12 protein-coding genes are annotated in these 25293 nt (G+C 71.8%); 4 read left to right on the top strand and 8 right to left on the bottom strand.

Annotated elements, in window-relative coordinates; translation table 11 throughout:
* The first annotated feature begins 3 nt into the window (after nt 1–3).
* From HNQ61_RS28735 to HNQ61_RS29590, 3 genes are read left to right on the top strand one after another with little or no spacing between them, the layout of a single operon-like run.
* Nucleotides 4–507, top strand: a complete 504-nt coding sequence (locus HNQ61_RS28735) for a cupin domain-containing protein (RefSeq protein WP_170036696.1) — start codon at nt 4–6, stop codon at nt 505–507.
* On the top strand, nt 497–1342 hold the full coding sequence (locus HNQ61_RS14905) for a 1-deoxy-D-xylulose-5-phosphate synthase N-terminal domain-containing protein (protein WP_205761850.1): 846 nt from the start codon (nt 497–499) through the stop codon (nt 1340–1342). The genes HNQ61_RS28735 and HNQ61_RS14905 overlap by 11 nt, the downstream gene beginning before the upstream one ends.
* Complete coding sequence (locus tag HNQ61_RS29590) at nt 1339–2289, top strand: transketolase C-terminal domain-containing protein (protein WP_170036697.1); 951 nt, start codon at nt 1339–1341, stop codon at nt 2287–2289. Before HNQ61_RS14905 ends, HNQ61_RS29590 begins: the two co-directional genes overlap by 4 nt.
* Before the next feature lie 13 nt (nt 2290–2302).
* Here the strand turns inward: HNQ61_RS29590 and HNQ61_RS14895 are convergent, their stop codons facing one another.
* The 6 genes from HNQ61_RS14895 to HNQ61_RS14870 all read right to left on the bottom strand — a co-directional run bounded on the left by HNQ61_RS14895 (nt 2303) and on the right by HNQ61_RS14870 (nt 7826).
* Nucleotides 2303–3502 (bottom strand): aminotransferase class I/II-fold pyridoxal phosphate-dependent enzyme, encoded by a 1200-nt coding sequence (locus HNQ61_RS14895; RefSeq protein WP_170036698.1) that lies wholly within the window; start codon nt 3500–3502, stop codon nt 2303–2305.
* Between the two features lie 213 nt (nt 3503–3715).
* Nucleotides 3716–4504 (bottom strand): class I SAM-dependent methyltransferase, encoded by a 789-nt coding sequence (locus tag HNQ61_RS14890; protein ID WP_170036700.1) that lies wholly within the window; start codon nt 4502–4504, stop codon nt 3716–3718.
* Between the two features lie 141 nt (nt 4505–4645).
* On the bottom strand, nt 4646–5782 hold the full coding sequence (locus HNQ61_RS14885) for a hypothetical protein (RefSeq protein ID WP_170036702.1): 1137 nt from the start codon (nt 5780–5782) through the stop codon (nt 4646–4648).
* 163 nt (nt 5783–5945) lie between these two features.
* Nucleotides 5946–6203, bottom strand: coding sequence for a hypothetical protein (locus HNQ61_RS14880; RefSeq protein WP_170036704.1), 258 nt, complete (start codon nt 6201–6203; stop codon nt 5946–5948).
* A 470-nt stretch (nt 6204–6673) separates the two neighbouring features.
* On the bottom strand, nt 6674–7567 hold the full coding sequence (locus tag HNQ61_RS14875; protein ID WP_183685688.1) for a hypothetical protein: 894 nt from the start codon (nt 7565–7567) through the stop codon (nt 6674–6676).
* Between the two features lie 49 nt (nt 7568–7616).
* Complete coding sequence (locus HNQ61_RS14870) at nt 7617–7826, bottom strand: hypothetical protein (RefSeq protein WP_170036708.1); 210 nt, start codon at nt 7824–7826, stop codon at nt 7617–7619.
* Nucleotides 7827–8879: 1053 nt separating this feature from the next.
* Between HNQ61_RS14870 and HNQ61_RS14865 the strand changes: the two genes are divergently transcribed.
* Nucleotides 8880–18656 (top strand): non-ribosomal peptide synthetase, encoded by a 9777-nt coding sequence (locus HNQ61_RS14865; protein WP_184430745.1) that lies wholly within the window; start codon nt 8880–8882, stop codon nt 18654–18656.
* A 474-nt stretch (nt 18657–19130) separates the two neighbouring features.
* On the opposite strand, the gene HNQ61_RS14860 is transcribed toward HNQ61_RS14865, so the two are convergent.
* Both HNQ61_RS14860 and HNQ61_RS14855 read right to left on the bottom strand, forming a co-directional pair.
* Nucleotides 19131–21701 (bottom strand): FkbM family methyltransferase, encoded by a 2571-nt coding sequence (locus HNQ61_RS14860; protein WP_170036723.1) that lies wholly within the window; start codon nt 21699–21701, stop codon nt 19131–19133.
* 8 nt (nt 21702–21709) lie between these two features.
* Nucleotides 21710–24988: a non-ribosomal peptide synthetase gene (locus tag HNQ61_RS14855; protein WP_183685692.1), complete on the bottom strand. Its 3279-nt coding sequence runs from the start codon at nt 24986–24988 to the stop codon at nt 21710–21712.
* Nucleotides 24989–25293: the final 305 nt, after the last annotated feature.

Here is a 25293-nt window from a genome sequence, read left to right as displayed (position 1 = left end):
CAGGTGATCCTCTCCCCCTCCTCCCCGGCGGACGCCGACGCGCGCGACGCATTCATCCGCGGCGTGCTCCCCGGCGTCCCGGACGACGTGCTTGTCCGCTTCGCGCGCGCACTTCGAGCCCCCCTCGACGAACTGGCGGCCGTCGCGGAGCTGGTGCTGGACAAGCCGTACGGGCGCAACCACGTCCTCGTGGCCGGCGGAGAGTACGGGCTGTCCCTGGCGGTTCTCCTCCCCGGCCGTTCCACGAGCCTCCACGCGCACGAACTGCGGCGCGAGGTGTTCTGCGTGCGCACGGGCGTGCTGTCACTGACCCGGGGCGATCTCCAGGTGCGGATCGGGGCGGGGGAGCTGGACCACTCCACCCCTGGCGAGCCCCACGCGCTGGCCAACGAGGGGGACGAGGTGCTGGAGGTCCTGGAGATCTTCTCCCCCGCCTTGCTGGACGACAAGGTGCGCATTTCCGACCGCTACGACCGCGCGCTGGGGAAGGTGACCCGTGAGCAGTGACGCCCCCCTCGCGCCGCTGGACGCCGCGGTGCTGCGCAGGCACGCCCGCGAGATCCGCCGGCTGACGCTCACCTCGATCCACCAGGCGCAGACGGGGCACGCGGGCCCGTCGCTTTCCATGGTGGAGATCCTGACCCTGCTTTACTTCCGCCACCTGCGCTACGATCCGCGCGACCCCCGCGCCGAGTGGCGCGACCGCTTCGTGTTGAGCAAGGGGCACGGGGCGCCCGGGCTGTACGCCACGCTCGCGCACGCGGGTGTGCTTCCCAGGGAGGAGTTGGGCTCGCTGCGGCGGCTGGGGACGCGGCTGCAGGGGCACCCCAATGCCCGCGACCTGCCGGGGGTGGACGCCTCCACGGGTTCGCTGGGCCAGGGAATCTCCATTGCTCTGGGGATGGCGCTGGGCTTCCGCATGGACGGGCGCTCCAACCGCGTGTTCTGCATTCTGGGTGACGGCGAACTGCAGGAGGGGCAGAACTGGGAAGCGGCCATGGCCGCGCCGGCCCTGGCGGTTCCCAACCTTGTCGCCATCGTGGACCGCAACGGCTTTCAGAGCGACGGGCCCACCGAGTCCATCATTCCCCTGGGCGATCTGGGCGCCAAATGGCGGGCGTTCGGCTGGGATGTTCATGAGGTGGACGGGCACGACTTTCACGCGCTCGACGCCGCGCTGACTGCCGCGCGCACCTCGCCCGCGCCCAGCGTGGTGGTGGCGCGGACCATCAAGGGAAAGGGAGTCTCGTACATGGAGGGCGTTACCCACTGGCACCATCATCCCATCAGCGACCCGGAACTCGCCGCGGCGCTGGACGAGATTGAAGGGAGCCCGGCGTGACGGCGCGGCCCACGCGCGACGCCTACGGGCACGCGCTCATCGAACTGGCGGAGCGTGACTCGCGGGTGGTGGTGCTGGACGCCGACCTTTCCCGCTCCACCCGCACGGACTGGTTCCAGGCGCGCTTTCCCGAGCGCTTCTTCAATATGGGGATTGCCGAAGCCAACATGATCGGGGTGGCGGCAGGGCTGGCCGCCGCGGGCAAGCTCCCCTTCGCCACCACCTACGCCATCTTCATCGGCCGCGCCTTTGACCAGATCCGGCAGGCCGTCTGCTACGCCGGGGCCAACGTGAAGATCGTAGCCACACACGGCGGCCTGGCGGCGTCGTACGACGGCGGTTCGCACCAGGGCATCGAAGACCTGGCGCTCATGCGCACACTTCCGGGGATGACGGTACTCGTTCCCGCGGACTACGAGCAGGCGAAGCAGGCCGTCTTCGCGGCCGCGGCGCATGACGGGCCGGTGTACATCCGTCTGCAGAAGGAGGACGTGCCGTGCATCTCGGCGCCGGGCACGCCCTTCCGCATTGGTCTTGCCGAGCGGCTGGTGGAGGGGAGAGATGTGGCCCTGCTGGCGGCGGGTGCGCTGACGGCCGAGGCGCTGGCGGCCGCCGACGCGCTGCGGGGCGAGGGGATCACCGCCGAAGTGATCAACCTCCCTACGCTCAAGCCGCTGGACGCGGCGGCCGTGCGCGACGCGGCGCACCGCTGCGGCTGCCTGGTCACCGCCGAGGAACACAGCATCACAGGCGGGCTGTACGAAGCCGTTCTGGGCGCACTGGGGGGAGAGGTGCTCGCGCCCGTGGTCCCCGTGGCCATGCAGGACCGCTTTGGCGAGACGGGTCCCTGGCGTGCGCTCCTGGCCCGCTTCGGCCTGGACGCGGAGGGGATCCGGGCCGCCGCGCGGGAGGCGGTCCGCCGGAAGAGGGCCTTGGGCGGGAGCTGACCGGCGGCTCCGCTCAGCCGGCGGTCCGGGCGGCGTGCAGCGTGTCTGCAATCGTCCTCACCCCCTGCCGGACATCCGCCTCCGCGCCACCGTACGAGATCCGGATCCACTCCGGCGTGCGGAAGGCCGCGCCGGGCACCACGGCCACTCCCTCCCGCTCCAGCAGGTCGTACGCAAAGGCGCCCGGGTCAACGCCGCCCGTGCTGCCCACCCGGACGTACAGGTAGAACGCCCCGTCGGGCCGCACGTGTTCCACCGGGCCGTGCCGCAGCAGTTCCTGCAGCGCGGCGTCACGCCGCTGGCGGAGCGCCTCCACCATCTCCGCAACCGCGCCGTCCGCCGCGGCACCCCCCTGCAGGGCGGCCAGGGCCGCGTGCTGCGAGACGGCCGCCGCGTTGGAGGTGGTGTGCGACTGCATGGCCGCCATGGCCTTCACAACCTCCCGTGGCCCAACCGCCCAGCCCAGTCGCCATCCCGTCATGGCAAAGGACTTACTTACGGCGTCAATCACCACCACCCGCTCCCGGTCGCTGGTACAGTCCAGCACGGAGCTCGCCGGGGCCTCGTACGCGATGCGGCGGTACACCTCGTCGCTCAGCAGCCACCACCCGCGCTCCCGGGCCAGGGCGGCGATGGCGGCGATCTCGCCGGGGGAGTAGACCGCCCCCGTGGGATTGCAGGGCGAGTTCAGAAGGATTCCCCGGGTGCGGGGGGTAGAGGCCGCCCGAAGCGCGTCGGGATCCACCTTCCACTGCTGCGCGGGGTCTCCCAGGACGGGGACGGGGACAGCCCGGGCCAGTTCCACGATCTCGTAGTAGCTCGTCCAGTTCGGCGTGGGTACCAGCACCTCGTCCCCCGGCCCGAAGAGTACGAAGCAGGCGTTGAACAGCGCCTGCTTCGCGCCCGAGGTAACCACCACCTCGTCTGCGCCCACCTCGTCGAGACCCTGATGTCGCCGGTTCGCCTGCTGCGCCATGGCCTCGCGCAGGGGGAGTATGCCGTCGGTGGCGGTGTACCGGGTCGCTCCCTCGTCAATCGCGCGTTGCGCGGCCTCGCGGATGAATGCCGGGGTGTCGAATTCCGGCTGTCCCTGGCTCAGGTCCACCACGGTGCGCCCCGTGGCACGCAGCGCACGCGCGCGCGCCGCCATGCCGCTCGTCATCGAGGGGGTGACATGGGTCACGTTGGGCGATGGCTGGAATGATCTGTTCACGCGTGGCTTTCTCCCGCCGGGGTCCGGGGGCTCGATGGCGTGGGTGGAGCGTTGAGTCGCGCCGTGAACGCGGAGAACCGATGATCTTGCATTCAACAGGTTTCAACGATGGCGGGGGCTGCGCCGGTCACGCGCGGGTGCCGGCGATCCGCTCGCCGGATCGCGGCGGGCTGATTCGCCGGCGGGGGGCGTCTGAGGCGGAGGTGGGGGCCGTCAGTCGCCGGCTGCGACGAGCAGGTAGTCGCCGCCCCGTGACGGGTAAGCCGCGATGACCTCGTCGATGCGCCCCGACGAGAGGTCGGCGGCGAGACGCGCGCACCCTGCCGCCACCTCGGCGGGATCGGCCAGCGCGCCGAAGGTGGACATGTTGGCGCGCACATTCGCGTCCAGGTACATGTGCGGGCGATGCTTGCCGCTGTACAGAAACAGATCCTGCAGGTCGGGCGCAACCTCGTAGGGCTCCAGCCGTACGTCGCCGAACCCGGCCGCGCGCAGGGGCTTGACGATCTCGTCCTCCGCCGGCATCGCCGATGCCGAGCGCTCCAGCGCCACGGGAAAGTACTCACGCAGCCAATACGCGGCCATCTGCTCGCGGGTGGCGGTAAAAAGCACGAAGCGACCGCCGGCCAGCGTCCGCCGAACCTCGGCGAAGGGTGGCGCCAGCGCGGGAAAGTGATGCAGCGCCAGCGTGCACACCGCCCCGCCGAACGCGCCCGTGGCGAAGGGGAGCGCCGTGGCGTCCGCCACCGACCACGTCACCGGCGCGCCGCGCCCCGCCTTCTTCGCGGCCGAGGCGATCATCGTCCGCGACTGGTCCGTGCCGTGGATCCTGATTCCGTGCCCCGCCAGCGCGAGGGTGTAGTTGCCCGATCCGCATGCCAGGTCCAGGCACGGCCCCCCCTTCGTCTCCCCCAGCGCGTTCACGATGCGCGATACGAGAAAGGGGTCCGCGCGGCGGGTGGTGTCGTAGCCATGGCCGATCTGGTCGTAGAGGGCCGGCATTGCTCAGGCCTCCGCCGGGAGGCCGGCCGGGACGGGCGCCTGGAACGGTTCGTTGTTCATCGGCAACGGCAAGGCGAGAGGGTGTCCGCGGCCACCTGCGCCACTGGTGAGTACGGGGAGCGGGGGCGATGGGGCCGCCGATCAGGGCGCGAGCAGGCGGGCGCCAGCCAGTTTGGCGACCAGCGTCTGCGCGGGGCGGTGCTCCTCTCCCTCGGGCACTCGGCCCTGGAAGACGGCGCCGGCCTCGCGGACGGTGGTGATCCCGTCAAACAGCAGGGCCATGCCGAACTCGGCGCGCGACAGGCGGGCGGGGGGGGCAAACTCGTTCAAGCGGCCCAGCAGTACCTGCTCTCCCGCCAGCTGAAAGTCGACGTCGAAGTCCAGAAAGGGGAGCCGTTCCGCGCCGGGCTGGGGCCTTTCCGCGGGCCACGACCGATCCGCGCCCTCCGCGGCGGCGGAGTTCAGCACCAGCCGGCGTTCGGCCCAGCTGAACACCATGCGGGAAAAGGCGCTGATCCGGAACGCGTGCTCCAGCGCCGCCTCGCGGTCCGGCCGCTCCGGCGTGTGATGCAGCCGCCACACCGCTTCTGCCGCGGATCGCCCGTCGGGGCGCGAGCCGAGGTCGTGCTCCCAGCTGTCGGGGACCCGTTCCAGCATGCGGCTTCGCCACTTGGAATACGGATTCGTGAGCCCGTATCCAGCGGTGAGCGCGTCCACCGAGGCACCCAGCAGGTCCTGCGCTGCATAGACCAGCGAGCACCAGTCGCTCATGTCGCGGTGCCCCGCCATGTCTACCTGGACCGTACGCGCGTGCTGCCGCGCCACCTGCAGCTTGAGGCGGGCCAGCACCTCTTGGCGCGGCCAGGGGATGTCGCCGGTGCCGCCCCCGCTTCCCTCCGTCAGCCGCCGCCCGCGCAGCAGGCGGTGGAGGAGGAGCCGGTCCTTGATCGTAAAGCGCACCGCGTGCGTCACATCCCACGGTGACCGGTACCAGTCCTCCACCTTGCCGACCAGGTCGGTGATTTCCCAGACGGGCAGCACCCGGACGTCCACCAGGCAGCGCCCCGCCACCACCGCCACCTCGCTCCCGGACTGCTCCCCGGGCCGCGCGGTGACGAGCAGCAGGTCCAGGTCCGACTTGGTGGTGCCCAGTCCCTCCACGAGAGAGCCCACTGCGATCAGGACATCGGCGGGAAGGAGCCCCAGCTTTGCGTTCACCCTGTCCACGAGAGTGGGCAGGTCCACATCCCGGGAGACGAGGAACTGATCCAGATCCATTTGCTGCGGGCGGATGGGTGTGAATGGCCGCGGCCCGGAAGGGTCGGACGTTTCGGGGCAGCGTGCAGGCCGGACAAACAGGATCGCGCCACCCGCCCTGGGAAACGCGATCCTGCGCACAGAGTGTGGGCCCGGCCCGCGGGCCCGCGGATCAGACCGCGATTTACGCGGTCAGAGGATCGAACGGCGCGTTCACCGCGACGAACGAGATCTCGGCATCGGCGAACCGGCTGGCGATCCGGTCCAGCGAGGAACGGTCCAACTCCACCTTTCCGTTCACGATGCGCCCACTCAGAACAATTCCGGTGCGCTGCTCATCAATCGCCTGCGCCAGCGACGCGCGTTCCGCCTCGGTGCTGATGGCCGCCCCCGTTCCCACCGCCTGGCGCTTGTTGCCGGTAACCTTTTCCCTGTCATTCATGGTGCTCGCTCCATCAAGAGTGAACTCACCACCAGCGGCGTAAGTGCCGCATGTACAAAATGGCCGTGCAGGTGGGGTAAGTCAATAAAAATATCACCAATTGGGTAGGTCGCATGCCACGATTGTCCCTCGGCTTGTTTTTGGGACCAGGCTTGCTGAATTGTGCCGGACAACGTTGTGCTCGTTGCGTGCCGACCCACTGCTCTGTGTAGCCGATGGAAAGGCCTGATGCGGCACCTGCGCTCCTGCCAGCATCGGGGGATCCGGCACTTCCTGCGGACGTGAAAAACGCGGTCCGTGTGCGAGTACATGCTCCCGGTTCTCCGCCCCAGGTGCCGGATCCCCGTACCTGCTCAACACAATCCACGAAAAAGCTGGACGATGGGGCAGATGCAAAACCGAGCGGCTCCGGAACCGCATCAGGTTCCGGAGCCGCTTTCGCACGCTGTAAGGCTGATGATGCGGGCGGGTCAGTTCAACACGGGCAGTCCCGGCGCGGCGAAGTTCGAGGTCGCGGGGACGACGTGCTCTTGGCTCGTGGCCCGGCACGATGGATTCCGCGCGCAGCAGGCGACCGAGCAGTCAAACAGGCCCGTGCCTCCCAGTTCGCTGTAGGTGATCCGGTTGAAGTCACCCACGCGCTTGCGGAACAGGGCGTTCACCCGCTCGCGCGGAAGTTCCCGCGCGATCTGCTCGATGAGCACGGCGGTGTACGCCACGTGCTTCAACTCGTCGCGGAGCAGGGAATTCTGGATCGAGGCGACCTTCGTGTGTGCGTCGGGCGAGCAGTGCATCGAGATGGCCGGACGCTGCATGATGTGGTGGATCGTGGTCCGGATCTCGGCGATGTTCATCTGCAGAAAGTCGTCGATCGTCGCCTTCTTGGCGTACGGCGAGCCTGGCACCGGGTACAGGTCGTGCTTGAGCGCGAACTTGGGTGACAGCCGGTTCAGATCCGTCCGGAACGCCGGGTCAGCGGCCCCGGGGAAGGTAAGGTCCAGCAGCGCCAGGTACAGGAGCGCGTGCCGCGACTCGTCCACGGCGTGGCACTTGAGCTGGTGCTGTACCGTGGGCTCGGGAGAGCACGCCGCCAGCGACCACAGCCGCTTGGCGCCGTCGCCTTCACGCTCGGCGTTGGTAATCAGCGACACGGCCATCCAGCGGCCGCTCAGCGCCGCCTTCTCGTAGATATCGGCGTAAACCGATGTATCGTAGGGGGGAGGCTCGTCCTCAAGCGCCTGATCCAGCGCCTCAAGGTAGATCGGGCACTCGGTGTCAGGGCTGCACTGTGACAGAGCAACCCGCGCCGCAAGAGCAACACGGCCACTCGAAATCTGCGTATTCAGTAGAGCCTCGACACTCATGGAGAACCTCCCCCCTGACGATGTGAATCGAACCTCGACAACTGCGAGGCTACGCCTCGACCAACTCCGCCCCGGCCAACTCCGCGTCGACCGATTCCGGATCGAACGGCGCGTTTACCGCGACGAAGGTGCCACCCGCGTCCGGGCCCCGATCGGGGTCCGTAGGCTCCGCCGCGGTGACGTTGAACGGATCCAGCACGACCTTGCCATCCATGACCCGCCCCGTGAGGCTGAAGCCCGGTTCCAAGTTCTCTGCCATGTTCGTCACTCCTTTTGAGTTATTCCAGTTCCGTCTGAGGCGCACAGTCTATATAATCACCGCACCTCGCGAAGTCAATCATATCGGCGGGAACCGTGCGCATGGTTCGGGCGATTAGGCCCGGGGGCAGGGCGGTCGTACCCAACGCGTGCGTGCGGCGGGCAGAGGGAAAGGCGGATCTGTACGCTTGCCGCTCCCTCCCGGCCGCGGGGGTGTGCGAGGTGGCCCGGCCACTGGGTGTGTGGCGCAGAACCCGGAGGATGACTGCGCGGGGCCGATCCCGCGTTCTCATGTTTATGCCGGCCCGCGCCCGTGGCGGGCTCGCTGTCCCCGGTGCCGGGACCTGCCCGGGGCCGTCCAGGACGAAGCGGTCAACGGCGTCGGTGCCGAGCGCGAGCCGGTCGAGCGCCGCGTGCATTACCGCGGCCGGCAGGCGTCTGATCCCGGCCTGCCAGTTGCGGAGCCACTCGGCGGATGTCCCCTACCGGCTCCGGGTCGACGCCCTCGTCGACGATGCGCCATGCGCTGGACGGTGTCCGCATGAGAACGCCGCAGAGCAGCCCCCGCGTCTCTCCGTTCCGGTTGAGGGAAAGTTATCCGCCAGTTATATTCGATTTTCCATCCCGCCCGCCTGCTCGTTCTTTTCCTCGCGTTGCGCTCCCGCTCCGATGCGGAGACGCCGATTCGCAGACGCGAGAGCGGGCAGGGTGCGAGCCTGATGAGCGGAGGGTGCGTTCGCGCGAGCGCCTGCCGCACATCAGCCAGATTGTCTGGACGCGTCCACAGCCACGGAGCGCGCAGCCGGCTACTGATGTGACCCCTCACGGATCAGGACGTCTTTTCCGGATCCCCCGTGACGGGCAGGCCGCTTCGCCCCCTCTGGTGGCGAGGTTGACGGCCCTGCTCCGCGAACTCGCCGTCTGACGCTTCGCCGTCCCGCGAGGCGCATCCCGCTTTCGCCCGCGACGTACACGACCACGCCCCCCGGCCGCATGCCCGGTCGCGGGGCCGTTCCTGTTTGCGATCCACCCGCCCGAACGCGACACCCAACTGATGAAGTCCGACATGACCGAACTGACCCTGGCCGAGCGCCGCAAGCTTCTTCAGATGGCGCGCGCCCGCGACCTCGTACGGGGTGAGTCGGAACTGCCGCCCATCGAGCCCGTGTCCCGTGACGCGCAGCTGCCGCTGTCGTTTGCGCAGCAGGGGCTGTGGTTCGTGGAGCAGCTGGGCGACCTGGGAAGCACGTACCACATCCCCTTGCGCCTGCGGCTGCGGGGCGATCTGGACCGGGCGGCGCTGGTCCGTGCGCTGGACGGCATCGTCGCCCGCCACGAGGCGCTGCGGACGACGTTCGCGGAGGTGGACGGCGTTCCCGAGCAGCGCATCGGCGCGGCGGACGCGGCGTTCCATCTCGCGGAGCACGACCTGGAAGGTCAGGCGGACGCGGACGAGGAACTGGGCCGGCTGATGGCGGAGGAGGTACGCGCGCCGTTCGACCTGCAGAGCGGCCCGCTCATCCGCGGCCGCCTGATCCGCCTGGCGGGGGACGACCACGTGCTGCTGGTGACGGTGCACCACATCGTCAGCGATGCGTGGTCGATGGGGGTGCTCACCCGCGAACTGGCGGCGGGATATGCCGCCGCGCGCGAGGGGCGCGAGGCGGAGCTGCCCGCGCTCTCCATCCACTACGCCGATTACGCGGCGTGGCAGCGGCGGCGGGTGGAGGGCGAGGGGTTCGCGAAGCAATCTGAGTTCTGGAAGCGCACCCTCGACGGCGCGCCGCAGCTGCTGGAGCTTCCCACGGACCACGCGCGCCCGGCGCAGATGGACCATGCGGGCGAGTGGCTGTGGATGGACTTCGACGAGGAGCTTACGGCGGGGCTCAAGGCGCTGTCGCTGCGGCACGGCACCACGCTCTTCATGACGCTCCTGGCGGGCTGGGCGACGGTGCTGGGCCGCCTGTCGGGGCAGGACGACATGGTGATCGGCACCCCCACGGCCGGGCGCGAGCGGCGGGAAACGGAGGGGCTCATCGGCTTCTTCGTCAACACGCTGGCCGTGCGCATGGACCTGTCGGGGGGACCGACGGTGGCGGAGCTGCTGGCGCGGGTCAAGGCGCAGGCGCTGGAGGCGCAGCACCACCAGGACATCCCCTTTGAGCAGGTGGTGGAACTGGTTCAGCCCACCAGAAACCTTTCGCACTCCCCGCTGTTTCAGGCGACGTTCGCCTGGCAGAGCACCCCGGGGGCCAGCGGCGCGTTGTCCCTGCCCGGGCTGGAGGTGGAGAGCGTGGCGACGGGGACCTCCGACACGCAGGCCAAGTTCGACCTGCTCCTTGCCCTGCGCGAGTCGGGCGAGCGGATTTCGGGCGACCTCACGTACGCCACGTCGCTCTTCGATCGGGCGACGGTGGAGCGCTGGGGCGGCTACCTGCGGCGCGTGCTGGAGCAGATGGTGGCGGATGACGGGCAACGCGTGGAGCGGCTGGCCATGCTGTCCGCGGAGGAGCGCGCGCAGGTGCTGGAGGAGTGGAACCGGACGGATGCGGATTACCCCCAGTCCTCGTGCATCCACGAACTCTTTCAGGCCCGCGCGGCGGAGGCGCCGGACGCCCCGGCCGTCGTCTGCGAGGGCGAATCGCTGACGTACGCGGAGCTGAACGCGCGCGCGAACCGGCTGGCGCACCACCTCCGCTCGCTGGGCGTGGGTCCGGACGTGCGCGTGGCGATCTGCGTCGAACGCAGCCCGGAGATGCTCGTCGGCCTGCTGGGCATTCTGAAGGCGGGCGGCGCGTACGTGCCGCTGGATCCGGCGTATCCCGCCGAGCGGCTGGCGTACCTGCTGGCGGACAGCGCGCCGGCCGCCGTGCTCACGCAGGCGGCGCTGCGGGACCGGGTCGCCGGGCTGGACGTGCCGGTGATCGAACTGGACGCGACTGCGACTGCGTGGGACCATCAGCCCGCCACCGATCCGGAGCCTGGCGCGCTTACGCCGGCCCACGTGGCGTACGTCATCTACACCTCCGGCTCCACCGGCCGTCCCAAGGGCGTGATGGTGGCGCACCAGAGCCTGGTGAACCTGGTGCACTGGCACGGCGAGGCGTTCGGGGTGGGGCGGGGGACGCGCTCGTCCAGCGTGGCCAGCCTGGGGTTCGACGCGGCGGCGTGGGAGATCTGGCCCCCGCTCGCCGCCGGGGGCGAGCTGGCCCTGCCCGGTCGCGGCCGGGTGGACCCGGACGACATCCTGGACTGGTGGGACGGGCAGACGCTGGACGTCAGCTTTCTCCCCACGCCCATGGCCGAATACGCGTTCAGCCGCGGGGTGCGGGAGGGCACGGTTCGCACGCTGCTGGTGGGCGGCGACCGCCTGCGCCGGATGCCGCCGGAGCCCATCCCCTTTCGCCTGGTGAACAACTACGGCCCCACGGAAACCACCGTGGTGGCCACCTCCGGCGACGTGCGGGGATCGGCCGCGCCGGACATCGGCCGGCCGATCGCGAACGCGCGGACGTACCTGCTGGACGGCGCGGGCGAGCTGGTCCCCGCGGGCGTGGCGGGCGAGCTGTACGTGGGCGGGCCGCAGGTGGCGCGCGGCTACCTGGGGCGTCCCGGACTGACGGCGGAGCGCTTCGTTCCCGACGCGTTCGGCGCGGAGCTGGGTGCGCGGCTGTACCGCACGGGCGACCTGTGCCGGTGGACGCCGGAGGGGACGCTGGACTTCGTCGGCCGGACGGACCACCAGGTCAAGGTGCGCGGCTTCCGCATCGAGCTGGGCGAGATCGAGGCGCGGCTGGCGGAGCACCCGGATGTGCGCGAGGCCGTGGTCCTGGTGCGCGAGGACGCGCCCGGCCAGGCGCGGCTCGTGGCCTACGTCCTGGGTGACGAAACCGTCCGTGCGGACGTGCTCCGCGCGCACATCGCGGCGGCGCTGCCGGCGTACATGGTTCCCGCGGCCTTCGTGCGGCTGGATCAGATGCCGCTTACGCCCAACGGCAAGCTGGATCGCAAGGCGCTTCCGGCTCCTGAGGACGACGCCTTTTCGCGGCGTGGCTACGAGGCGCCGGCGGGGGAGACGGAGGAGGCGCTGGCGGAGATCTGGGCCGACGTGCTGGGCGTGGACCGGGTGAGCCGGTGGGACGACTTCTTTGAGTTGGGCGGGCACTCGCTGCTGGCGGTGCGGGTGATTTCGCGGGTGCGGCAGGTGCTGGCGGTGGAAATCGCGTTGCGCGAGCTGTTCGCCCTCCCCGTGCTGGCGGATTTTGCGCGGGAGCTGGAGGCGGCGGCGCACTCGGAGCTGCCGCCCATCGAGCCGGCCTCGCGGGAGGGCCGGCTGGCGCTGTCGTTCGCGCAGCAGCGGCTGTGGTTCCTGGAACAGCTGGGCAACCTGGGCGGCACGTACCACGTCCGGGCACCGCTGCGCCTGCGGGGTGCACTGGACCGTGACGCGCTCGTGGCGGCGCTGGACGGCATCGTGGCGCGGCACGAGACGCTGCGTACGGTCTTTACGGAGGTGGACGGCGTTCCCGAGCAGCGGATCGCGCCGGCGTCGTCGTCCCGATTCGCCCTGGTGGAGCACGATCTGACCGGCCACCCCGGCGCGGAAGCCGAGCTCGAGCGCCGCATGGCTGAAGAGGCGGATGCGCCCTTCGATCTGGAGCAGGGGCCGCTCATCCGTGGTGCCCTCATCCGCCTGGCCGACGACGACCACGTGCTGCTGATGACGATGCACCACATCGTCAGCGACGGCTGGTCCATGGGCGTGCTCTTCGACGAGCTCGCGGCGATTTACGGCGCGTTCCGCGACGGACGGGAGGCGCACCTTCCCGCGCTGCCGGTGCAGTACGCGGACTACGCGGCGTGGCAGCGGCGCTGGGTGGAGGGCGACGTCCTTCGCGAGCAGGCGGACTACTGGGCCGAGACGCTGGGCGGCGCGCCGGAGCTGCTGGAGCTGCCCACCGACCGTCCCCGCCCGGCGGAGATGAACCACGGCGGCGCCCGGCTCGGTCTGGAGCTGGACGAGGAGCTGACGGCGGCGCTCAAGGCACTGTCGCGGCGGCATGGCACCACGCTCTTCATCACCCTCCTGGCGGGCTGGGCCGTGGTGCTGAGCCGGCTTTCCGGCCGGGATGATGTGGTGATCGGCACGCCGGTGGCCAACCGCGGGCGGCGGGAGATCGAGGGGCTGATCGGCTTCTTCGTCAACACGCTCGCGCTCCGCATGGACCTCTCGCACGCTCCCACCGTCTCCGAGCTTCTGGCGCGGGTGAAGGAGCGCGCGCTTTCCGCGCAGCACCACCAGGACATCCCTTTCGAGCAGGTGGTGGAGCGGGTCGATCCGGCGCGCAGTCTGTCGCACACGCCGCTGTTCCAGGCGATGTTCACCTGGCAGGACATGCAGCGCGGCGGAGGTCTGTCGCTGCCGGGGGTGGAGGTGGGGCGTGTAGGCGCGGAGTCGTCGCAGGTGCAGGCCAAGGTGGACCTGTCGCTGGCGCTGCGCGCGACGGAAGACCGGATCGTGGGGAGCGTGACGTTCGCGACGGCGCTCTTTGACCAGGAGACGGTGGAGCGGTGGGCGGGCTACCTGCGGCGCGTGCTGCGGGAGATGGCCGCCGACGAGCACCAGCCCGTGGAGCGTCTGGCGCTGCTGTCCGCGGACGAGCGCTCGCGGCTGGTGGACGAGTGGAATCGGACGGAGGCGGACTACCCGCGCGAGGCCTGCGTCCACCAGCTGTTCGAGGCGCAGGCGGAGCGCACGCCGGACGCGGAGGCGGTGGTCTGGGAGGGCGAGAGCCTGACGTACGCGGAGCTGAACGCGCGGTCCAACCGCCTGGCGCACCACCTCCGCGCTTTGGGCGTGGGACCGGACGGGCGGGTCGGGATCTGCGTGGAGCGCAGCCTGGAGCTGCTGGTCGGCCTGCTGGGCATCCTCAAGGCCGGCGGCGCGTACGTGGCGCTGGACCCTGACCTGCCCGACGAGCGTCTGCGCACCATGCTGGAGGACAGCCGGCCCGCGGTGCTGCTGGCCAACGCGTCGCTGGCGGTGCGGCTGGGCGGGATGGACGTTCCCGTGCTCGCCGTGGACGCGGACGCGGCGCGGTGGTCGGCGCTGCCGGACACCAACCCGGAGGGCGTGGGCGTGGGGCCGGACCACCTGGTGTACGTGATCTACACCTCGGGCTCCACGGGCCGGCCCAAGGGCGTGATGAACATCCACCGCAACGTGGTCAACCGCATCGCCGGCATCCAGCTCCGCTGGCAGCTCGCGCCGGGCGAGTCGGTGCTGCAGAACGCGTCGCTCAGCTTCGACGTTTCGGCGTACGAGCTGTTCTGGCCGCTGATGCTGGGCGCGCGCGTGGTGATGACGCGCCCGGACGGCCACCGCGATCCGGCGTACCTGGTGGAGCTGATCCGGCGCTACGGGATCGGGACGGCCAGCTTCGTCCCCTCGTCGCTGCAGCTGTTTCTGGAGGAGCCGGGGGTGGAGGAGTGCACGTCGCTGGTGCGCGTGCCGTGCGGCGGCGAGGCGCTGCCGCCCGCGCTGGTGCGGCGCCTGTACGAGCGGCTTCCGCGTGCCACCCTGTACAACCGCTACGGCCCGTCCGAGGCCGCGACGGCGGTGGCGGGACCGGTGCGGGTGGCGGAGGAGATGAACGGCCCGGTGGCCATCGGCCGTCCCATGCCCAACGCGCGCGCCTACCTGCTGGACCGGGCGGGCGAGCCGGTGCCGGCGGGGGTGGCGGGCGAGCTGTGCATCGGGGGCGACGGGGTGGGCCGCGGCTACCTGGACCGCCCGGCGATGACGGCGGAGCGCTTCGTCCCCGACCCGTTCTCGGGTGAGGCGGGGGCGCGCATGTACCGCACGGGCGACCTGTCGCGGTGGCTGCCGGACGGGACCATCGCGTACCTGGGGCGGACGGACTTCCAGGTCAAGGTGCGCGGCTTCCGCATCGAGCCGGGCGAGATCGAGGCGCGGCTGCGGGAGCACCCGGGCGTGCGCGAGGCCGTGGTGCTGGTGCGCGAGGACGCGCCGGGCGACCGGCGGCTGGTGGCGTACGTGGTGGCCGACGAGGCGGCGGGCGCGGAGGTGCTGCGCGCGCACCTGGGCCAGACGCTGCCGGAGTACATGGTGCCCGCGGCGTACGTGCGGCTGGAGCGGCTTCCGCTTTCGCCCAACGGCAAGCTGGACCGCCCCGCGCTCCCCGCGCCGGAGGGGGACGCGTACGCGTCGCGCGAGTACGAGGCGCCGGTCGGCGAGACGGAGACGGCGCTGGCGGAGATCTGGGCCGAGGTGCTGGGCGTGGAGCGGGTGGGGCGGCACGACGGCTTCTTTGAGCTGGGCGGGCACTCGCTGCTGGTGGTGCGGGTGATCGCGCGCATGCGGCAGCGCGGGCTGCACGCCGAGGTGCGGGCGGTGTTCACCGCGCCCACGCTGGCCGCGCTGGCGGCGGAAGTGGGGGGCGAGTCCGCCGAGGTGGCGGTGCCGCCGAACGCGATCCCGGCCGGGTGCACCCGCATCACCCCGGAGATGCTGCCGCTGGTGACGCTGGAGCAGGCGGAGATCGACGCGGTGGTGGCGGGCGTGGAGGGCGGGGCGGGGAACGTACAGGACATCTACCCGCTGGCGCCGCTGCAGGAGGGCATCCTGTTCCACCACCTGATGACCACGGAGGGCGATCCGTACCTGCTGGCCACACTGTACAGCTACGGGAGCCGCGCCGAGCTGGACCGCTACCTGGGCGCGCTGCAGGCGGTGATGGACCGGCACGACGTCCTGCGCACGGCCGTGGTGTGGGAGGGCGTGCGGGAGCCGGTGCAGGTGGTGTGGCGCGAGGCCCGGCTCCGCGTGGACGAAGTGCAGCTGGACGTGGAGGGGCCTGCGGCGGGCGGAGACGCGGCGGAGCGGCTGTACGCGCGGTTCGATCCGCGGCACCACCGGATCGACGTGCGGCACGCCCCGCTGATGCGCGCCCACGTGGCGCATGACGCGGCGGGCGGGCGCTGGCTGCTGATGATCCTGCGGCACCACCTGATCAGCGACCACACGACGCTGGAGGTGATGCAGACGGAGATCGACGCGCACCTGGCGGGGCGCGCGGACCAGCTGCCCGCGCCGGTGCCGTTCCGCAACCTGGTGGCGCAGGCGCAGCTGGGGGTGAGCGGCGAGGAGCACCGGGCGTTCTTCACGGAGATGCTGGGCGACGTGGACGAGCCCACGGCGCCGTTCGGGCTGCGGGACGCGCGCGGCGACGGGTCCGGAATGGACGTGGGGCGGATGTGGGTGGAGGCGGGGCTGGCGGCCCGGCTGCGGCGGCGGGCGCGGGCGCTGGGGGTGAGCGCGGCCACGCTGTGCCACGTGGCCTGGGCGCAGGTGCTGGCCCGCGTGTCGGGGCGGGACGACGTGGTCTTCGGCACGCTGCTGCTGGGCCGCATGACGGGTGGGGAGAACGCCGAGCGGATGATGGGGCCGTTCATCAACACGCTCCCGATCCGCGTGCGGCTGGGCAGCACGGGAGCGGAGGCGGCCGTGCGGCAGACGCACGCGCTGCTCACGCGGCTGCTGCGCCACGAGCACGCCCCGCTGTCGCTGGCGCAGCGGTGCAGCGGCGTGGAGGCACCGGCCCCGCTCTTCACCTCGCTGCTGAACTACCGCCACAGCGCGGCGGCCACCCCCTCGGGTTCGGCTTCTTCGGGAGCGGCCGATGCGGGGACGGCGCAGGACGGGGTGCGGCGGCTGCGGGCCGAAGAGCGGTCCAACTACCCGCTCACGCTGAACGTGGACGACCTGGGCGGCGCGATGGGGCTCACGGCCAAGATCCGGGCGCAGGGCGAGGCGGGCCGGGTGTGCGCCATGATGCACACCGCGCTGGAGGGGCTGGTGGAAGCGCTGGAGCGCGCGCCCGGGCGGCCGGTGGGGAGCATCGAGGTGCTGCCGGCGGAGGAGCGGGCGCGGGTGGTGGTGGAGTGGAACGCCACGGGCGCGCCGTTCCCGCGGGAGGCGTGCGTACACCATCTGTTCGAGCAGCAGGTCGTCCGCACGCCGGACGTGGTGGCGGTCACCGGGGCGGACGGGACGCTCACCTACGCGGAGCTGAACGCGCGCGCCAACCGCCTGGCGCACCACCTGATCGGGCTGGGCGTGGGGCCGGACGTGCTGGTGGGCGTGTGCACGGAGCGGGGGATGGAGATGGCGGTGGGGCTGCTGGCCGTCCTCAAGGCGGGCGGCGCGTACGTGCCGCTGGACCCGGACTACCCGGCGGACCGGCTGCGCTTCATGGTGGAGGACAGCAATCCTGCCGCGGTACTCGCATCCGGCGTCCCCGAGGCGCTGGTTGCGGGGCTGATGGGCGAGACCGGGATTCCCGTCATCCGCCTGGAAACGGATGCGGATGCCTGGGCGGACCGGCCGGACACCAACCCGGCGCGGGCGGATGTGCATCCCGATCACCTGGTTTACGTCATCTACACCTCCGGCTCGACGGGCAGGCCCAAGGGGGTGATGAACCACCACGGCTGCCTGGTGAACCGGCTGGCGTGGGGCGCGCGGGCGTGGAGCCTGGGCGCGGACGACGTGGTGCTGTGCAAGACCTCGCTCAGCTTCGACGGGCACATCCGCGAACTCTTCCTTCCGTGGAGCGTGGGCGCGCGAGTGGTGATGGCCCGCCCCGGCGGTCACAGGGACCCGGATTACCTGCTGCAGACGATCCGCGACGGCGGGATCACGGTGATGAACCTGACCGGCTCGCTGCTGATGGTGATGCTGGAGCACCCGAGCATCGATCTGGCCGCGGGGCTGCGGCAGATCCTGATGGGCGGCGAGTCGTTTTCCGGGACGGGGCTCACCCGTTTCCTGGAGCGGCTGCCGGGGACGAAGCTGCACCAGCTGTACGGCCCCAGCGAGGCGGCGACGGCCGTGATGGCGCCCAACCTGGGCCCCCAGCACGTGCGCGGGGTGGTGCCCATCGGGCGGCCGACGGCGAACTCGCGGGTGTACCTGCTGGATCCTTCCGGCAACCCGGTCCCCGTCGGGTTGGCGGGGGAGATGTACATCGGCGGCGACAGCGTGGGGCGCGGCTACCTGGAACGGCCCGCGCTCACGGCCGAGCGCTTTGTCCCCGATCCGTTCGCCGCGGAGCCTGGGGCGCGGCTGTACCGCACCGGCGACCTGGCCCAGTGGCTGGCGGACGGGACGATCGAGTTCCTGGGGCGCAACGACTTCCAGGTCAAGATCCGCGGCTTCCGCATCGAACTGGGCGAAGTGGAGGCGCGCCTTCGCGAGCACCCGGGCGTGGACGAGGCGGCCGTGCTGGCCCGCGCCGACGCTGCGGGCGAGAACCGGCTGGTCGCCTGGTACACCGGCGACGAGCCGCTGGACCCGGCGGTGCTTCGGGCGCACCTGGCCGAGCGGCTTCCGGACTACATGGTTCCCGCCGCGTTCGTGCGGATGGAGCGCTTCCCTCTTACCCCCAGCGTCAAGCTGGACTACGCCGCGCTCCCCGACCCGGAGGTCGGCGCGTACGCGTCGCGGGAGTACGAGGCGCCCGTGGACGAAATCGAGGAGGCGCTGGCCGAGATCTGGGCGGAGGTGCTGCGCGTGGACCGGGTGGGCCGCCAGGACGACTTCTTTGAGCTCGGCGGCCACTCGCTCTTGGCGGTACGGGTAATCTCGCGGGTGCGGCCGGAATTGGGAGTGAACATCGCGGTCCGCGACCTGTTTGCCTGGCCCGTGCTCAAGGACTTCGCGCAGGAGATCATGGACGCCCAGCTCGCGCAGTTCGATCCCGAAGAGCTCGCCGCGCTGGTTGCCCTGGCGCGCGACCCCGCCGGATGATCTCCCGCGGGACCCGGGACGGCCGCTGTTTCATCCAGGGTGCCGGAACGGCCGTCATCCACCGTGCGCACGGATGAGGGAGCCGCTGTGGAGGGCGTTTTCTGGAACCGGCTGATGGCGGGTGAGCACGCGGTCATCCTCTACATCGGCGTACAGTTCGGCTCGTTGTACGCCCGGGAGAATGCCCGGCGGTGGATGGGAGGTGCGCCCGGCTCGGTGTCCATCCCCGGTTGGTCCGGGTGCGAAGGGACGGTCCGCACGCGCGGCTTCACGGGGCAGCGAGTTCAGCGTGCCGTCACAGGTGAATCCTCCGTCACCCCGGGATTCCCGTGCTCACCAGCGGGGCGCAGCAGGCTCATGGCCTGATGCGCCCCGCTGGTCAAAGGTGTCGCTCTCCGTGCACGCCACCCCGTACGCGCGCAGCCGGCGCGGCGTGCGCCTCCGGGCCGGCGCGGGCCTGGGACGTTCTCCGGGTCAGAGGGGGGATGCCGGAGCCTGTTCGTCGATCCACCGGGCCATGGCGGCCACGGTGCGGGTCTGGAACAGGGTGCGCAGCCGCATCCGCACGCCGAAGCGGTCCTGGACGCGCGCCATCAGCCGGGTGGCGAGCAGCGAGTGCCCGCCCAGCAGAAAGAAGTCGTCGTCCGGGCCCGCGTTTACCTTCAGCAGCTCCCCCCAGATCTCCGCCAGCGCGCGCGCCGTCTCACCGTCGAAGTCCGTGCTTCGGACCGTCCCTGTTTCCGCTGTGAGGTCGGGAAGGGCGACCAGGCGGGAGGTTGCATCCGCCGGAAAGGCGGCGGGCTCCAGCCGCAGGCCGGCCGTCCACAGCCGCCCCAGCGCGCCGAGCAGAAAGGCGGGCTCCGGCGTCCCTTCCGCGGCGTGGGGGAGGGAGGCGACGCCGGGGGGAACGGCCGCACCCTGCGACGCCGCCTGCTGGCGCACAAAGGCGCCGAGCGACCCGCCGGGCCCCGCCTCCACCAGCACCACCCCGGGCCGCGCCAGCAGCTCCGCCGCGCACCGGGCGAACTCGACGGTTCCCACCAGGTGCCGCGCCCAGTACGCCGGGTCGGCCGCTTCCTCCGCGGTCAGCCAGGTCCCGCTCACGTTGGAGAGAACGGGGATGCGCGGCGCGTTCAGCCGCATGCGCGCGGCGAGCGCGCCTACCTGCTCGGCCACGGGCTGCATGAGGGGCGAGTGAAAGGCGTGCGTGGCCGCCAGCCGCCGCGCCGCGTGGCCGGCCGCCGACAGGGCGTGCTCCACCCGCGCGATGCCTTCCGTGGTGCCGGAAAGGACGCACAGCTCCGGGGCGTTCACCGCCGCCAGCGCCACGCCGCCGCCGGTCCAGGACGCCGCGTCCTCCGGCGACAGGGAGACGGCCAGCATGGCGCCGGGGGGGAGCGCCTGGATGGCGCGGGCCCGCAGCGCCACGAGTTCCAGCGCGTCTTCCAGCGAAAAAACGCCGGCCACGCAGGCGGCCGTGTACTCGCCCAGGGAGTGGCCGGCGAGCGCCGCGGGGCGAACCCCGCGCGACTCCCACAGCCGGGCCAGCGCGTAGCCCGTGGCGAAGGCGACAGGCTGCGCCGCCTCCGTGCGGCTCAGCCGCTCCGCCGCGGGCGAGGCGGGGACGCGTCCCAGCATCCGGCGCAGGTCCACCCGGCCGGACTCGGGGGCGGCCTCCGCGTCCGCCGCGAAGAGCAGCTCGCGCAGGTCGAAGCCCAGATGCCCGCGCACCAGCTCCGCGCAGCGGTCCAGTTCGGCGCGGAACACGGGCTCCGCGTCGTACAGCCCGCGCCCCATTCCCGGGTAGTGCTCGCCGACGCCCTGAAAAAGAAAGACGGGAGCGGGCTCCGCGCGCGCCGCCACGCCGTCCGCCGTCCGGGCCGGGTCGCGCCCGGCCAGCAGGGCGGACGCATCCTCTCCCCCGCGAACGACCACGGCGCGGCGGTGCGGGTGTACGGCGGCCTGGCGCAGGGTGAACGCCACCCCGGACAGCGGCAGTGCGGGGTGCTCTGCCAGGTGCGCTGCCAGCCGCCCCGCGGCGGCGTCGAGCCCCTCCGCGCTGGGGGCGGAAAGAAGGAGCAGCTGCCAGGGGGCTGGCGCCGCGCGCTCCGCGTCCGGTCCCGGTGCGGACGGCCCGGCGGCGCCGCGCAGCGGGTCGCTTTCCCGCGCGGGAACGGTGCGGCTGACGGCAAAGAGGTTGTAGAGGATGGAGCCCTCCACGGCCTCGTCCTGCTCCACCGCGACATCGAAGCCGCGCTCGTCCAGCAGCCGCGTGACCTCGCTCAGCCGGCCGTCCAGGTCGTGCACCTCGATGACGATCTGCCGGAAGAGCGGCCAGTGCTCGTCATCGATCCCCCGCAGCACCTCCAGCTCCGCCTTCTGCACATCGATCTTGAGAAAGTCGATGCGGCCGACCCCCTCCTCGCGGATCACCGCGGAGAGCGGACGCAGACGGCACTCCATCTCCACCGCGCGGAAGCGCTCGTCCAGCAGCTCGTCCGCGAACGGCAGGAGCGCCTCCATCCCGTCCAGCCCCTCGTCGCGCTCGCGGTCCATCATCAGCCGCAGCACCTGGCGCTCCTCCCGCGCGTCGGCGTAGAAGGACGACATCCCCGAACTGTTGGGATAGAAGGTGAAGCGCGCGGTGCGCTCCGCCTCGGCGACTCCGTGGTTGAAGGCGCGCGCCCGGACGCCGTTCAGGGCCAGGTTGGCGCGCAGCCGCCGGTACACCGGCGGGGCGGGCTCGAAGGTGTAGATGCGTGCGTCCGGGGCTTCGCGGCCGGCGAAGAGCGCGAACGTGCCGATGTTGCCGCCCACGTCGAACACGCAGTCGCCCGGCTGCAGCGTGACGCCGTGGCGCAGGTAGATCCGCTTTTCAAAGATGTCGTGATAGAAGTGCTCCGCCTCGGTCCGGCTCTGCGGCACCACGGTGAGGCCGTTGGGAAGGCGCAGGCGCATGGCCGGCGGAAACGCGGCCGCGTCGGGGTGCTCCGGGTGCGCGGCGTCGCGAGACGCGGGGGTGGGGGGCGGGGGACGGAGCGGCATGGGCGGCGTCACGAGTGGGAGGCGAGCAGGCGGTCCAGCTCCTCGTCGGACAGCTGGTCCATCTGGGAGAGCAGCTGCTGCGGGGTGCGGTCCGCCAGCCCCGGAGCGGGGTCCGCGGGAGGAGCGGCGGCGCGCTCCGCCAGCAGCGGCGCCAGCTGCTCGATGGTGGGGTGCTCGAAGAGGGAGGCGACGGTCACCCTGCCCTCCAGTGCCGCGCGGATGCGCGCGACCACCCGCGTGGCCAGCAGCGAGTGCCCGCCGAGCTCCAGGAAGTCGTCGCGCACCCCCACGCGTTCCAGCCCCAGCACCTCGGCCCAGATGCCGGCCAGCACCCGCTCCACCTCGGTGCGCGGGGCGACGTGTTCCGCCTGCGCGGCGGCGGGGGGAGGGGCGGGAAGGGCGCGGCGGTCCACCTTGCCGTTGGCGCCCAGCGGCAGCCGGTCCACCGCGACAAAGACGGAAGGCACCATCCACCCCGGCAGGGTGCGGCGCAGAAAGGGGCGCAACTCTCCGGCGCCCGCGTCACCGGTGACGTAGGCCACCAGCCGCGTGCCGCCGGGCCCGTCGTCGCGGCCCACGACCGCGCAGGCGGTGACGCCGGGGTGGCGGCGCAGCACCGCCTCCACCTCGCCCGGCTCTATGCGGAAGCCGCGGATCTTTACCTGCTCGTCCACGCGGCCCAGGTACTCCAGCGTTCCGTCGGAGCGGTGGTGCACCCGGTCGCCGGTGCGGTACAGCCGCCCTCCCGGAGGGCCGAACGGGTCCGGGACGAACGCCGCGGCCGTGAGTGCCGGCCGGTCCAGGTAGCCGCGCGTCACCCCCAGCCCGCCCACCCACAGCTCTCCCGCCGTCCCCGCGGGGAGCAGCGTCCCTCCGGCGCCGCAGACGTACGCGCGCAGGCCGGGGAGCGGCGTGCCGATCGGGTGTCCCTCCACCCGTCCGTCCGCCGGAACCGTCCACCCCGTGCAGACGACCGTGGTTTCCGTCGGTCCGTAGAGGACGCGCAGCACCGCGCCGGCGGGGAGGGCGCGGCGAAGATCCGCCAGCAGCTCCGGGGGAACGCGTTCCCCCCCGATGATGACGTGCCGCAGCGCCGAAAGCGCTCCGTATCCCGCGTCAGCGGCGGCCTCCACCACCTGGCGGAACATGGCGGGGACCGCGGTGAGCAGGGTGCCGCCCGCCAGCGCCGCCGGGACGCGCTCGCGCTCCAGCAGCTCGCCGGAAGCAAGGAGGCGCACGCTTCCGCCCGACACCAGCGGGGGGAACACCTCCAGCATCCACATGTCGAAAGTGTACGCGGCCTGCACGATCCCCACGTCGGCCGGCCCCGTCATGAGGGCGTCGGTCGCGCTCCGCACGTGGCTGGAAATCGCGCCGTGGTGCACCGCCACGCCCTTGGGGGTGCCCGTAGAGCCGGAGGTGTAGATGACGTACGCCAGTTCGTCCGGCCCGGCGGAGGCCGGCGGGAGGCTCACGTCCGCGTCCTGTTCCTCGTCCCACGCCCCGTCGGCGAGCACCGTCGTGCCGCCGTGGGGGGGAAGGGCGGCGGCCAGGCGCGTCTGCGTCACCAGCACGGCCGGCGCGCAGTCCCGGAGCATCCAGGCCAGCCGCTCGGCGGGGGCGTCCGGGTCCATCGGCACGTAGGCCCCGCCGGCCTTCCACACGGCCAGCACGCTCACCACCATCTCCACCCCGCGCTCCAGGCAGAGCCCCACCCGCACCTCCGGCCCCACGCCCAGGGCAGCGAGCCGGCGCGCCAGCCGCTCCGCGCGGGCGTCCAGTTCGCCGTAGCTCATGCGCTCCCCGCCGCAGGCGACGGCGAGCGCGTCCGGCGTCCGCGCCGCCTGCTCCGCCACCAGCAGATGGGTGCGGGTGGCGGGGAGCCGCGTCTCGGGCTGGTTCCACGCGTGCAGCAGCATGCGGCGCTCCGCGGGGGGGAGGGGATCGACGTCTCCCAGCCGCTGGTCCGGATCTTCGGCGATCCGCTCCAGCAGGGTGGCGAAGCGCTCCAGCATCCGCTCCGCCGACACCGCGTCGAAGTGTTCCGCGTCGTAGTCCAGCCGCAGCCGCAGCGGCGTTTCGCCGGTCACCGCCATCGCCAGGGGAAACCCCGTGCGGCGCAGCACGCGGAGTTCGCGCGCGGTCCACGCCCCGCCCAACTCCGCGTCGAACGGCCGGGGCTGATAGTCCAGGATGGTGTCGAAGAGGACCGCGCCGGGGGCGATTCCGCTCCAGCGGGCCACGTCGGAAAGAGCGGCATGCTCGTGCTCCGCCAGCGCAGAAAGGCGGTCGCCGAGTTCGTCCAGCCAGTCGATCACCCGCGCGTCGTCCCGGAGAAGGACGCGGACGGGGACCGTGTTGATGAGCATTCCCACCATCCCCTCTGCCCCATCCATCCCCGTGGCGCGCCCGCCGCGCACCGCGCCGAACACCACGTCACGGCGGTTGGTGCAGCGTCCCATCAACAGCGCCCACGCCGCCTGCACCACCGTGCTGAGCCACACGCCCTGCTCCTGCTCGAACGCCCGCAGCGCCGCGGTCGCCGGGAGCGAGAGCCGCATTTCGCGCACGCCGGAGGGCGGCTCCGCGGCCGGGTCGCGTGCCAGGGCGCGCGCCCCGCGCAGGGGCTCCGCGGCAGAGACGCCGCGCAGCCACTCCGTCCAGAACGCTTCGTCCTCCGCGGAGCCGCGCTCCCGCAGCCACGCCACATGGTCGCGGAACGGGCGCCGGGCCGGCAGTTCGGCGTCCGCGTCCTGGTCATAGAGGGCGAACACCTCGCGCAGCACGTGGGCGACGGAGGCACCATCCAGGATCACATGATGGAACGTCCACACCAGCACCCACTCGTCCGTGGCGCGGCGAAAGAGGGCCAGGCGCATGGCGGGGTCCCGCGCCAGGTCGAAGCCGCGGGCACGATCCTCCTCCAGCCAGCGCTCCAGGCCGCCGCCGAACCCGGGCCCGGCGAGGTCGTGGACGGCAAGGTCCGGCGCGGCCTCCGCCTGCACCACCTGCATCGGCTCCGGCATTCCGGTCCACGCGAACCGGGTGCGCAGGACGTCGTGCCGCGACACGGCGGTGGTCCAGGCACGCCGCATCCCATCCTCGTCCACCGCCTCGCGCAGCGTGCATACGACCTGCTCCACGTCCACACCCGAGCCCGGGGCACGCAGCGACTGAAACAGCATCCCGTGCTGCAGGGGCGTGAGCGGATACGGCTGCGGGCCCTCGCCGGAGCGGGTCGGTTCCGCGGCCGCGCCATCCGCACGGGCGCCAGTCTGTTCTATCATATACAGGCGCCTTGCGTGTGAGTGATGGCGCGGCATCATCCGCTGCTCCCTGTCCAGCGGGCATGGCAGGGCCCCTCGGGTCCGGGGAGACGAGGGATACTCAAATTCCATTTCTCGGCAATATCCGCAGATCCCGGACGCCCGTCAACCCTCTTGGTGCTTTCAATTCTCGCCTCTTTATGTCGAGAGAAGGTGGTTTCTGCGAGCATCCCGGAAACAGAGTCTGCCATCCACTCGCGCCGCGTTCTAGCCAGCCCAGTCCGCCTCGGACTTCCACCTCGCTCAGCGTACCGGGCGTTTGCGGC

The sequence above is a fragment of the Longimicrobium terrae genome (assembly GCF_014202995.1).
Classification (GTDB): Bacteria; Gemmatimonadota; Gemmatimonadetes; order Longimicrobiales; family Longimicrobiaceae; genus Longimicrobium; species Longimicrobium terrae.
This window is presented reverse-complemented; position numbering and strand designations above follow the sequence as displayed.

Coding starts and splice junctions, on each gene's coding strand:
- HNQ61_RS14870 (WP_170036708.1), bottom strand. CDS start 7,826: ATGGCAGAGAACTTGGAACCGGGCTTCAGCCTCACGGGGCGGGTCATG.
- HNQ61_RS14880 (WP_170036704.1), bottom strand. CDS start 6,203: ATGAATGACAGGGAAAAGGTTACCGGCAACAAGCGCCAGGCGGTGGGA.
- HNQ61_RS14865 (WP_184430745.1), top strand. CDS start 8,880: ATGAAGTCCGACATGACCGAACTGACCCTGGCCGAGCGCCGCAAGCTT.
- HNQ61_RS14860 (WP_170036723.1), bottom strand. CDS start 21,701: ATGCCGCTCCGTCCCCCGCCCCCCACCCCCGCGTCTCGCGACGCCGCG.
- HNQ61_RS14855 (WP_183685692.1), bottom strand. CDS start 24,988: ATGATAGAACAGACTGGCGCCCGTGCGGATGGCGCGGCCGCGGAACCG.
- HNQ61_RS14890 (WP_170036700.1), bottom strand. CDS start 4,504: ATGCCGGCCCTCTACGACCAGATCGGCCATGGCTACGACACCACCCGC.
- HNQ61_RS14885 (WP_170036702.1), bottom strand. CDS start 5,782: ATGGATCTGGATCAGTTCCTCGTCTCCCGGGATGTGGACCTGCCCACT.
- HNQ61_RS14875 (WP_183685688.1), bottom strand. CDS start 7,567: ATGAGTGTCGAGGCTCTACTGAATACGCAGATTTCGAGTGGCCGTGTT.